Origin of the sequence: Reyranella sp., assembly GCF_004297405.1 — a bacterium.
GTDB lineage: Bacteria > Pseudomonadota > Alphaproteobacteria > Reyranellales > Reyranellaceae > Reyranella.
In genome coordinates this window covers 1-11,462 of sequence record NZ_SCVC01000025.1, presented here as the reverse complement: position 1 = coordinate 11,462, position 11,462 = coordinate 1, and the positions used below count along the sequence as shown (strand labels likewise).

The 11,462-nt window shown below is 60.5% G+C and carries 12 protein-coding genes; 7 read left to right on the top strand and 5 right to left on the bottom strand.

The window, feature by feature from the left end; translation table 11 throughout:
* The first annotated feature begins 25 nt into the window (after positions 1-25).
* The 3 genes from EPO50_RS16675 (at position 26) to EPO50_RS16665 (ending at position 2,130) form a co-directional block, all read left to right on the top strand.
* Positions 26-403 (top strand): DUF2147 domain-containing protein, encoded by a 378-nt coding sequence (locus EPO50_RS16675; protein ID WP_367268046.1) that lies wholly within the window; start codon positions 26-28, stop codon positions 401-403.
* A 638-nt stretch (positions 404-1,041) separates the two neighbouring features.
* Positions 1,042-1,518 carry a helix-turn-helix transcriptional regulator gene (locus tag EPO50_RS16670; protein WP_296346015.1) on the top strand — a complete coding sequence of 159 codons (477 nt, stop codon included), beginning with the start codon at positions 1,042-1,044 and terminating at the stop codon, positions 1,516-1,518.
* A gap of 123 nt (positions 1,519-1,641) precedes the next feature.
* Positions 1,642-2,130 (top strand): TspO/MBR family protein, encoded by a 489-nt coding sequence (locus tag EPO50_RS16665; protein ID WP_296346013.1) that lies wholly within the window; start codon positions 1,642-1,644, stop codon positions 2,128-2,130.
* A 12-nt stretch (positions 2,131-2,142) separates the two neighbouring features.
* Here EPO50_RS16665 and EPO50_RS16660 read toward each other — a convergent pair whose 3' ends face one another.
* A complete protein-coding gene (locus tag EPO50_RS16660) occupies positions 2,143-2,955 on the bottom strand; it encodes a MipA/OmpV family protein (protein WP_296346011.1) in 813 nt (270 codons plus the stop codon).
* Positions 2,956-3,171: 216 nt separating this feature from the next.
* On the opposite strand from EPO50_RS16660, the gene EPO50_RS16655 reads away from it, so the two are divergent.
* Positions 3,172-3,444 carry a hypothetical protein gene (locus tag EPO50_RS16655; RefSeq protein WP_296346010.1) on the top strand — a complete coding sequence of 91 codons (273 nt, stop codon included), beginning with the start codon at positions 3,172-3,174 and terminating at the stop codon, positions 3,442-3,444.
* A 496-nt stretch (positions 3,445-3,940) separates the two neighbouring features.
* On the opposite strand, the gene EPO50_RS16650 is transcribed toward EPO50_RS16655, so the two are convergent.
* The 3 genes from EPO50_RS16650 to EPO50_RS16640 all read right to left on the bottom strand — a co-directional run bounded on the left by EPO50_RS16650 (position 3,941) and on the right by EPO50_RS16640 (position 8,996).
* The gene (locus EPO50_RS16650; RefSeq protein ID WP_296346008.1) at positions 3,941-4,315 is read right to left on the bottom strand and encodes a response regulator; all 375 of its coding nucleotides are present in this window, start codon (positions 4,313-4,315) and stop codon (positions 3,941-3,943) included.
* A 386-nt stretch (positions 4,316-4,701) separates the two neighbouring features.
* Complete coding sequence (locus EPO50_RS16645; protein WP_296346007.1) at positions 4,702-7,923, bottom strand: PAS domain S-box protein; 3,222 nt, start codon at positions 7,921-7,923, stop codon at positions 4,702-4,704.
* A gap of 713 nt (positions 7,924-8,636) precedes the next feature.
* On the bottom strand, positions 8,637-8,996 hold the full coding sequence (locus tag EPO50_RS16640) for a hypothetical protein (RefSeq protein WP_296346005.1): 360 nt from the start codon (positions 8,994-8,996) through the stop codon (positions 8,637-8,639).
* A gap of 342 nt (positions 8,997-9,338) precedes the next feature.
* Here EPO50_RS16640 and EPO50_RS16635 point away from each other — a divergent pair, with 342 nt between their 5' ends.
* A complete protein-coding gene (locus EPO50_RS16635; protein ID WP_296346003.1) occupies positions 9,339-9,467 on the top strand; it encodes a hypothetical protein in 129 nt (42 codons plus the stop codon).
* A 220-nt stretch (positions 9,468-9,687) separates the two neighbouring features.
* Positions 9,688-10,083, top strand: coding sequence for a hypothetical protein (locus tag EPO50_RS16630; protein WP_296346001.1), 396 nt, complete (start codon positions 9,688-9,690; stop codon positions 10,081-10,083).
* Positions 10,084-10,344: 261 nt separating this feature from the next.
* Here the strand turns inward: EPO50_RS16630 and EPO50_RS16625 are convergent, their stop codons facing one another.
* Positions 10,345-10,497, bottom strand: coding sequence for a hypothetical protein (locus EPO50_RS16625; protein ID WP_296345999.1), 153 nt, complete (start codon positions 10,495-10,497; stop codon positions 10,345-10,347).
* Positions 10,498-11,007: 510 nt separating this feature from the next.
* Between EPO50_RS16625 and EPO50_RS16620 the strand changes: the two genes are divergently transcribed.
* On the top strand, positions 11,008-11,462 hold a 455-nt coding region (locus tag EPO50_RS16620), incomplete at its 3' end, for an FkbM family methyltransferase (RefSeq protein WP_296345997.1).

Below are 11,462 nucleotides of genomic sequence, written 5' to 3'. Positions count from 1 at the left end.
CTTGACTTATTCTAAAGGGTCAACAATGACGCACATAGGCGTTCTGGGCACGTCTCTAGCGTGTTTGGCAGCGATGTCGTTCTCTGCAATGGCAGCTGATCCTGACGGCATCTGGTTCCGCAATGACGGCAACGCAAAAGTGAAGATAGCTCCTTGCGGTGAGCAGCTGTGCGCCACAAACCTTTGGATAGGCGATACCAGCAAGGGCGAGGAAGTAGGCGACAAGCTCATCATGACATTGCGGCGCCAGTCCGATACCGAGCTAGTGGGCAAGGCGTACGATCCCAAGAGAGATAGAACGTACTCGATGACGCTCATTGTGGAGCGGGCCCGACTGGTGACGAGAGGCTGCATTCTTGGTGGGTTGTTGTGCAAGGATGTGATCTGGACGCCTACTCAGTAAACTCTAGCGATCATCAGTTCTTCAGTTGCGTTCTTCCTGTTGTTCACGGGAGTTAAGCTTCAACGGTAGGGCATAGAGCGCTGCGAACGCATGGTTGCTCAGGATCGGAGCCGCGGTCGAAACGAACAGGCGGCGCACTATCCTTGACAACTCGCGTTCGACATTCTGTGCCGGCTCGATCTAAGTTCCACGTTTCGGGAGCCCGAATGCTTCCGTGATCGGCCGGGTCGGGAACCCGATAGCGCTACCATCATCGGCAGGTTCTTTCCGGCAATGTTGCCACGAGAATACGGCTTTGCCATGCGCATAGGAGTGGTGTGACAACCAACTCCATCACCAGTGCAACCGACGTGGACCTGGAGAGCGAATCACTCATTGCGATACGGGCAAGCCGGCAAAGCCCGCGGGTGGCAACCAGTGCAGCCCTGCTCTGCGTCCACATGTGCCGAGAACGTCTATGAACTAAGTAGCTTGCGTCGGTGATCCGTTTGCGCGCCGGGATCGTAACACCCAAATACCAAGGCTTAGCGAAGCTGAACCGATCTAGCGTAGCCAGTAATGGGTCCTACCGATCGAAGTGTCGCAGCCGATAGCAAGACCAGCCGGTACAGCTCAAGGCAACGGAACAGAATGGATCAATGACTGCTCAGCATCCGATCGACGTGCATGTGGGCAAGCGCATGGCACAACGGCGTATGCTGCTGGGCATGAGCCAGATAGTGCTGGGAAAGAACATTGGCGTCTCGTTCCGGCAAATCCAGAAGTATGAACGGGGACTGAACCGCTTGAGCGCGAGCCGTCTATTCGAAGCGGCACACGTGCTCAAGGTGCCAGTCGACTATTTTTTCGGTACGATGTCGAAAGCGGATGCGCGCACCCCGACAAGACGTGCCTCGCGGGATCTCAAGTGTGAGAGCGCAGACCCAGCATTGGATCCACTGACGCAGCGAGAGACGCTCAAGCTGATGCGAGCGTACTACAGGATCCAGAGTCCCAAGATTCGAGCGAGCATCGGTGTACTGATCAAGGGTCTGGCAAGTGAAGAGCTTAGCATCCGGAGCTCGAACTGCGACGGCGCAGGCCATAGATGTAGCGCTGACAGTGCCGGTAGATGAGACACCTACTACTAAAGGTGACGGGAAACGCCCCGCAAACACGTGGCCGCGGCGCCTTTCGGCATGCAGGCCTGTTCTCTCTCTCGTTACCAAATCGACTTGGATTCGCGCAGGAGGTGCGACATGGCAGAGATGACATACAGCCGGCTCCAGTCCACGATATCGTTGATCGGCTTTCTGGTGCTGGTCGTCGGAGGTGGCTTGGCGATCGGCATGGTGACCGGTCCCGACGAATGGTTCGCCAGGCTCACAAAGCCATCGGTCAATCCGCCGAACTGGCTGTTCGCGCCGGTTTGGACGTCTCTTTATGTGATGATCGCCATTGCGGGTTGGCGCATACGGCAAAACGGGTCATCTGGCGCAAGGAACAAGCTGTTGTGGTGGCTGCAGCTAGCTCTGAATTTCATATGGAGCCCGATCTTCTTTGTCGCGCACCGTATAGATTTGGCGCTGGCCGTGATCGTGCTTCTGCTGGTCAGCATCATCGTCTTCATCGCTCGAAATCTGAACGGCGATCGCGTTGCTGCATTCTTGTTCGTGCCGTACGCGCTTTGGGTTGCCTTCGCAACATCGCTGAACTATGCCTTACTGCGCCTTAACCCCGCAGCTTGAGTTTCGCCAGGTTCACCACTCGAATCGCCACGAGAGCGCGGAACCGACGACGAACTGGTTACGCGATCCCGCTGGGCCTTGCAGAAGTGGCGAGTTAGCAGCGGTATCGGCGAGGTAGTTGTAACTGCCAAAAGCGACCAAGCTGAGCTTGTCGTTGATCCGCCAAAGTGCGCTCATGCCCACACCAACACTACGTAGACCAGCTCCCGGATAATACTGCTCATAGCCGGAGTTGAACGACTGTGCGGCATTGATCCCAAAATAGGCCTGATTAAAGGTCGCGTCGGTCACCGAGAGGCGCGGGCCGCCGGAGAGGAACAGACTTTCGCTGAGTCTCAGTTTACCGTCGAGCAGCGCGTCGAATACTAGACCGTTGCTGCCACCCAATCCGCGGCGGAGTTCAATTTTGGCCGCGAACCAGGGATGGTCGTAACGCAGAAAACCGCCGCCCTCTACGGTGAAAGGCACCGTGCCGGTACCGTAAAGACCAGGCCCATCCCACTCATTGCGAGGGAAGCGATAGCGCAGAATGGGCCCGATCTTGAAGCCCGACGATTCGAACAGTGTTGCGCCTACGCCGTCGCGTGCCGAGATAAAGAACTTGTCGCGTTGGTACCGCAAATCAAGGTTGGGGACTGGGAGGACGCGATAGTATTTTCCGCCCTCGAACCACGGCGCCATGACCACGCCGGGGCCGATGTCGAAAGTCCAGTCGCGCGGCGGCGGCCCAGAGAGTTCGCTACCGATCGAAGCTGGCTGCGCCCAGGCGGCGCCTGCGTTCAAGAGGCCGATCCCGGCCAGAAACCATACTATACGACCAACCATGCGGTATCCCCTTCGGACGTGCCAGTCATACTACGGTGTGACACGCCATCCGGATCACTGAGCTTACAAACTGCTTTCTGCGCGCAACCGCTCTGTGCCTACCTCGTTATGGATCAGTAATCTTCGGTTCCGGCATTGGTCGGCTGGAGATCATTGAGAGCAAAGGTATCTCGCGGGGTCGCGCCCGTATAACCATCCAACGCTTCGCAGGTGGCGATGACTGATGAGGAAATCGCCCGTAGGATCGCCCTTCTGCGCGACAACGCGAGGCGAGCCCGGCGCTGGATCAAGGGCGCTGCGGATGAGGAGTTGTCCAAGCGTCTGTCCGCACGTGCCATGGAGCTCGATGCGGAAGCGGACGCGCTCGAGGCCTCTCGATTGCCCGCCGGCGCTAGAGTAGAGCATGTACAGGTTCAGTTGCAGCAGCAGCAACTGACCGATGAGGCTTCGTTGCTCGCGAACGACGATGACAATGCCGATAAGGAATAGGCGTTAAGTTCATAGCAAAAGCCGCGTGCCTGTTGTCTGGGCACTTCTGCAGAGAATGTCATCTGCGACCCCAATTCTCTCGCCGATCCTAATCAGAGCTTTTGGCCCATCCAATCGGGTGCAGTTCTGGCGACTTCGATCGGTCTTGCCTTCCGTCTCTGCTGCACACTGCGGTCGACTTACCCTCGGCGGCACCTTCCTGCGCATTACGCTTGCGGCAGGGCGGTCTCAATGAGCGATGACAGCGGGTTAGAAACTCAGTTCAGAGTTCGCACGCCCCGGCCTAGCGATCGAGAAAGGGATTATCTGCCTTTGGAGCACTGTTTGTCCGCTTGCCGGTCGGGTTTCGAGGAGGGCCAAGCGTGCAAGGCTTGATCGGCCTGATGGGAGATTTCGCGCCAGGTGCTCTTTCGGCATGAAGACGCGCGCTTGCACAGGGGAAATTGCGACAATCCAATGCTCGTGCGGGCGTGTCATACATTGCAGCGCTTTCCGACTAAGGTGTACCCGCGGACGCAGCTGACAGAGCGGAGCTCAGTTCATCAAATGTGTATGGCTTAGGCAGGATTGTGAACGACGCTCGTCCCTTGAAGTGTTCTAGACTACGCATCGCGTCGTAGCCGCTCGTAACAATTACCGAAATCTGGCGTCGGGCCACTTCCTCAATGATCGGTTGCGCGCGCTCGTTGGCCAGATTCATATCAACAATCGCGACGTCAAAAGCCAAAGTGCTAGCCATTGCCATTCCGTCACCCAGCGAATGAGCAGTGCCAACGACCGTGCACCCTAGGTCCTCGAGCATGGCCTGAAGCGTCAACAGTATGAGGACTTCATCTTCCACGACGAGCACCCGGGTATTCGCTAGCGACACTTTACTCTCCCCTCGCTAGCTTAGAGCGGCGCAAGCACGCTCAAACCGCATAGCGAATTCTGCATGCCCGAATCACTACGGCGCACAGGGATGAACGTACTCGTCAGGCTCAATCACATCCTGTCAGTCTTGTTGACATTAAGCGAGCACGACTCGTCCTGCGAGCTCACCACCCGACGAGGAGTGGGAGTGACCCAAGGCAAAGGCATAAGGACTATCTAGCGAAGAACCTCCTTGCCGCCCTCGCATTGGAAGGCAGCGTGAAGAATGACGGAATCCCTACATCACAATGCTGGCTTACTCTGGTGCGCTTGTGCCCTTTCCCGTAACGGGATGTGAGGGGAGCGCTTCGCCCGCGGCCGAGCTATGGGCTCGGCCCGACCCCTTCAGGGGGAACACCCCGCAACGCCCCGGTTCGAGCGGTTGGCAGAGAACAGTCCGGCAATACTCACTGCAAGCTCTTCCTTGCGGAACGGCTTAGTGAGGCGCGGGAGGTCGGGTGCGACGCCCTCCACCTCGGCATAGGCCGAAACGATCAGCACCGGCAGTTCAGGCCGGTGGCAGTGGACGGCCCGCGCCAGGTCGGTGCCAGTCATGCCCGGCATGAGGTGGTCGGTGACTACGAGATCGACGTGTGCTCCATTTCCGATCACGCTTAGTGCTTCGTCGGCCGACGCAGCCTCGATCACTCGGTAGCCGAGGTCGCTGAGCATGTCGGCAGTGCTCAGGCGCACGAGCTCCTCGTCGTCAACGAGGAGCGCCGTGCCGCGCCCGGGAGGTAGCTCAGCATCCTGCGTAATCGCCGGCGCCTCAGGCGCCGCTTTAGTCTGCGGAAGCCAGAGCTCTATGTTTGTGCCGAGCCCGGGGTTGCTCTTGATCGTCAGCGCGCCGCCGAGCTGTGAGGCAAGGCCGTGAACCATGCTGAGCCCTAAGCCAGTGCCTTTGCCGACGCCCTTGGTCGAGAAGAACGGCTCAACCGCACGGGCGAGGGTGGACTCGTCCATGCCGATACCGGTGTCGGCGACAGACACTCGGACGTACTCAGCAGGTTCCAGCCAAGAGGCCGCGCCGTCACGCAACTTGTTGGCTGACACGCTGATCCGTAGCGTACCGCCGTCCGGCATGGCGTCGCGGGCGTTCACGACGAGATTCAGGAGCGCCATCTCGAGCTGGTTCGGGTCAGCCTTGGCAGGCGGCAGGCCATCGTCGGCTTCGACCACGACCTTAATCTGCGGCCCCGTCGTGGTCGCCACGAGGTCCGCCATTTCACGCACCAGCCTGGCAACGTCGACCGCAACCGGCTGCAGCGGTTGCCGGCGCGCGAAGGCGAGCAGGCGCTGGACGAGGACCTTCGCGCGCTCCGCTGATTGGGTTGCGCCTGCGATGAGACGCTGCTCTCGCTCGCCTCCGAGACTTCTTCGCTGGAGCATGTCGAGCGCCCCGACGATCGGCGTAAGCAAGTTGTTGAAGTCGTGGGCAACGCCGCCGGTTAGGCTCCCCATTGCCTCCATCTTCTGGCTCTGGCGCAATGCCTCCTGAGCTTGCGTCAGCTCGGCCTGACGCGCCTTGTCGGCCGTGATGTCGCGGCCGGTGGCGTAGGTGACGTCACCTGCGGGCGCAGCCACCCATGAGATCCAGCGGATCGAGCCGTCCTTGTGCCGATAGCGGATCTCGATCGCGGGGCGCCCGGCGGCGCCCGCAAGCTCGTAGGCCTGCACCGTCTTGTCGTGATCATCGGGGATGACGAACTCATTGACATGGTGCCCGACGAGCTCGTCTGGCATGTAGCCAAGCGTCGTTGTCCACGCCGGATTCACTCGCCGCAACACACCATCGAATTCAATGACGAGCATGAGGTCGGGCGAGGTGTCCCACATGCGGTCGCGCTCGGCCGTGCGCGCGGTGACTTGGCTCTCTAGCGTGTCGTTAAGCTCGCGCAGGCGTCCCTCGCTCGCCCGCAGCGCGTCCTCGGCCTCGCGCCGTTCGTCGATGTCGATAACCGAGCCTACGTAGCCGAGGTATACACCGTTTGCCCCCACACGCGGCGTGGCCGCGTCGATTGCCCAGCGGTAAGCGCCATCGGCGCGGCGTAGGCGGTACTCGTGGCGGAACGGCCGCCGCGCCGCGTTCGCCTCGAGGAACACCCGCTCGGCCTCGGCCTTGTCGTCGGGGTGTGTGGCGTCGAGCCAACCGAAGCCCTCGGCCTCCTTCTGCGTCTGACCGGTGAACTCGTACCAGCGGGCGTTAAGGTAGGTGCAGTAGCCGCTGGGGTCGGTGACCCACATCATCACCGGCGCGTGGTCCGCCATGTTGCGGAAGCGCGCTTCGCTTTCGCGCAGCGCTGCTTCTGCCGCGCGACGCGCTGTGACGTCTTTAAAAATTACGGCGACCTGACGACGCTCGGAGGGCTCGACACGAAAAGCAGCGAGCTCAAGGTGGCGCCCTGTGGCGACGAGCTCGCGCTCGAAGCGGACGGGCTCGCCCGTGAGGAGGACGCGGCGGTAGATTTCGGCCCAGGCGTCCGCCTCGTCGGTCACAATCTCGCGAAGGCGTTTCCCCACAATATCGGGGATGCCGGCGTTCGCTGTGTAGGCAGGGTTCGCTTCGACGTGCACATAGTCGGACAGAGAACCGTGCGGTCCGTCGATGAACTCGATGACGCAGAAGCCCTCATCGATCGTGTCGAACAGCCTGCGGTAGCGCGCCTCGCTCTCGCGTAGCGCCACCTCGGCGTTGACGCGCTCGGTGGCGTCGCTCGCCATCCCGAACCACTCGACAATCTCACCGTCGGCGCCAAGTACGGGGACTGCGCGCGAGAAGGTCCAGGCGGCGGTGCCGTCGACTCGGCGGACCCGGTGCTCAAGCTCGAAGACGCCCTTGGTCCGCAAGGCTTCGTCGATTACCGCCCGGACGTGTGGCCGATCGTCGGAGAAGACGTATTCATCGATCCACTTGACTGACGGCTGGTCGGTATCCGCAACAAATCCGCGCCCGTCGAGCCGGCGCATCTCGGTCCAGTCCGCGCTCATCCGGTAAACGACATCCGAGCTGGCATTCATTAGCGCGCGCGAACGCGCCTCGCTCTCGATTAGCCGCCGCTCGGCGAGCACCTGGCCCGTCGTCTCGATGCCGGCGCAGAACATGCCTTCAATGGCGCCGCTCTCGTCGCGAACCGGCGAATAGGAGAAGGTGAACCAGGCGTCCTCGGGGTAGCCATTGCGCTCCATCACGAGATGCAGGTTCTCGTTGTAGGTCGTCTCGCCAGCTAGCGCCCTGCTCACGAGGGGCTCGATATCGTCCCAGATTTCCGACCACACCTCGCTAAATGGTCGGCCGAGCGCCCGCGGGTGCTTACTGCCGAAGGTCGGCACGTAGCCGTCGTTGTAGAGGAAGGCGAGCTCCTTGCCCCAGGCGACGAACATGAGTTGGCGGTTGTTCAGCATGAGCTGAACGACCGAGCGCAATGACTGCGGCCAGGTCCCGGGATCGCCGAGTGGCGAGGTGGTCCAGTCGTGCGCGCGCATCAGCGCGCCCATCTCGCCACCGCTGGCCAGAAAGCTAAGCGAACTGTCTGGACTCGCCTCCCGAACTTCTGACGTCCGCTTCATGCGTTTCTCCGAAAAGCGCACTCAATTGTTGAGTTGTCTGCCGGTGGACGGACCGAAGAGTTATCCATACCAGAGATGCCGCTTCTTCGCAGGGTCTACTCGCTTGTAGAACAATGACCAGGGCAAGCGCCCTCCGGGCAACATACCTGGTGGGGATCGCCTTCGCTTGCTGTTAGCCACGTTCGCGTCTGACCCGGTCCGTGGAAATTCGCGACTAGGAGCTAGAGGCCCTCGGCAGTCGCCGTGACGGGTCTGGCAGGTTGAGGGTAAGGCGCCCGGGCGGGTCCGTAAGGGAGATCCGCGATGCCTCCTTCCTTCCGTTCCCGCTCCTCGGCAGTGGTCAAACGCACCCGCCACCACGGAATGATCACCGCCAGGCGCCGAGCCTTGGCGGCAATGTTAGCGATGGCGCTCGGCACCGTTCATCAAAGCAAGAGTAAAGTCGTTCGCCGCTCGGCTCAGACTTGGCCGAAAGACCAGTCTGACTCCGAGCATTCAATAGCCCAGTCCCCGGAGCGCCCTGACCGAATATCTCAGCACGTCAGCTTCGTCTTCGCGCGCATCCCGTCACACCGTGGGCTTGCTGCCGGCTCCAATCGCCCGCCTGCATAAGTCCGCATTGGTTGGCGATGCGCGGTGGCTAGAGCGCTATGTGGCACCGACATCCCAATCAACGAATTCGCTGCACGCTCCTTGCCACGGCAGAGGCGCAGTCACTCCGCTGCAAAGGCTTCCGGCAGTGCCTGCGTTAGCCGCAGGATCGCCCGGTACATCGTGGCACCGATGTCGTTCTGGTAGAGCCACAAGCTATTGCATTGACCGTCAAAGGTGGGTTCGCCGCCCATACGGGCGGGCGGGCGGGCGGGCGGGCAGGCAGTAGCCGGTTCCAAGGCTATGCCGAACACGCGGTCAATCCGGCAGCCCTGCGCGGAGAGCAGGTTGCAGTCTTCGCCCACGGCCGCACTGCCTGCGTTCGCGGCGAGCGTGAGCGGCGCGCCGGTCTGGTCGAGCACGGGCAGCGTGATCGAACTGTAGCCGAAGCAGGCGACCACAAGCGCCGCCTTCTCGAGCATGACCCGCAGCAGCTCTGAGGGCAGGCCGGCCAGCGCGTGTGCCGACCCGCGGGTCTGGCGTGGTGCCTGGGCGCCTTGCGATCTGCCGCCACATGTCGCGCCCGAAGCCACGCAGCCCGCCCATGCGGTGCACGCGGCCGGTGCGCGGGCATCCGTCAACGGGGTGAACCGGATGGAGGTCCGAAGCCGCGGCGGCAGCGTCGGGATAGAAGACCTTCGGAGAACGGCGCTACATGATCTCGATCTGCCCGTCGCCGAGGCTCGCTGCGCCGGGCAGTTGAAGCAACGCCCATGCCATGGCAAAGGAGCTGTGCGAGCCGCCCAGGATCACTCGCCGGCGGCATGTCGCCAATCGCCTGGGGGATCGCCTTTATTGTCGTTGCGGTCCTCATGCTGCTGGTGCTGGGCGCCTTCTTGGTCATGCGGCCGGTCCATCTGGCCGGCGATCGGCTGTCGAAGGTCTCCGGTTAGTATGTGAGCCGGCGGTGCTGAAGACCATACAGATTATTAAGTGCTCCCGAAATGTTTATGGTTCGACTTCTTACATACGGACGATGCTTGCGACACTAACGTGTCGCAGAATCCGAACAGCGACATTCTCCTAATCTCTTATCGCCAATTCGACTCGCATGAACCTGTTCGTACTGACATTAAGACTCCCTCACCCTCGGTCAGGCAGTTCGTGTCACTCATGGCATTCCACTGGCACATCGATTCCAAAGCTAAGCTAATCCTTGGAAGCGCGGCCGGCGTGCTTACATCGAGTGATCTGTTGAACTATTTGAAGACTATCGCGGGGGTCAATGCCCTGGAGTATCGCCAACTGCTCGATTTGTCGCAGGCCATCCCGGAGATCACGTTGACTGAGGCCGTGGAGATTGGCGTACGCATTCGGATGCTGCGGGGCGATGTGGTGGCAGGTCCTGCCGCGATCGTGATGCCTAAGGAACAGGCCGAACCTCTCGCCAGGATGCTTGGCATCATGGCGATGGCGCATCACCCGTTGCGCCTCTTCAAAGACCTTGAACTGGCTAAGAAGTGGATCGATGGATTCGCTACTCAACAATCAGCGAACGCGCCCGGTTGACTCATTGTTCTCTCGTCGGCCGTTGGGGTTCGAGATTATACGTTCTGTGGCCAGAGCAGAGTAGCGTGTCGCGATCCGGCTAGGGCAGCCATTGCGAGGTTAGGTCAAAGCGACCGACCCGCGCGAAAGCGCCATAGTAGACTTCAGGAAGTGCCTATGTCGGCACGAAGCAATAGAGAAGCCGCGAAGTCTATCGACGCAGCTCGGCGACAGCGGCTGCACCAGATTTTGTTGGTCCACATCAAGTAGGCGAAGGTCGCCTCAATCGAGCTGAAGAGTGTGTCGCGAATAGAACTGTTGCTTTTCTTCGATGAGGCTGGCGGCTGCGTCGTACAGGCTTTCGCTTTCCGATGGCTGCGCATCAACAATGAATGAGCCGCGCTTGTCTGCAACGCGATTTGGCTGCGCCCGCATTTCTCTGCTAAAGGCGAACGAATGCTACGCTAGGGTTTGAGCGTGAACAGGACCTAGAGAATGCCACTCAGCTCATTCTTTCTTTGGTCGCTCCTGAGCAAACGCGTCACAGTGCAACGCGGGTCGACCCTCACTTCCATTCACGATCGATGACCAGCAAGGTCGACCAAGCATCGTGCCCAAGAATCGCCGGCATCAGGAGATTTCCCGGATCGGTGCAGGAGGTCACGAATCTCGAAGCGCGGCCACAGGAGGACGGAGTCGCTAGGGCCGACCGTCCATCAGGCCCACTCCATTGCCGAGCTTCCGTCTTGCCAAATAGCCTTGCCACCTCGTCGCCGCCTTAGTCGAATGTTTCAATGCATAGTGAGTGAAATCACGGACAGGTCACGGGCAATTTGCTGAAGAAGCAAGGGGTTACACTGATAGTCGGAACTGCTTTTTATCACCGCTTTTCGGTTCGAGGCATCGCGGATGCTTGCCTTCCGCCGGCCCGCCCGGAGATCGTTCATGCTCAAGATCGTCAAGGATTCTGTACTCAAAGTCAGTCGGTCGCTGGGCTATGACATCGTGCCGTTGCGCGAGATGCGTGAACGCGACTTCGCACTGCACCTGCGCGAGCTGCTGACTCGACTGAACGTCGACTGCGTACTCGATGTCGGCGCCAATGTCGGCCAGTACCGAGACTTCCTGCGCGATCGCGTTTTCTACGAAGGTACCATCGTCTCATTCGAGCCGGTGGCGCGCCATGTCGAACTGCTGCAGGCTCGCGCACGCGAGGATGCCAACTGGCACATCGAGGATTATGCGCTGGGCGCCCGCGACGAGCAGATGGCCATCAACGTCATGGTGTCCGATCAGTTCAGCTCCTTTCTCGAACCCGATCATCGCCAGGTCCAGGAATTCTCCGAGCTCAATGTGCCCTGCGCCAAGGAGGCCGTAACGGTACGCACGCTCGATGTCGT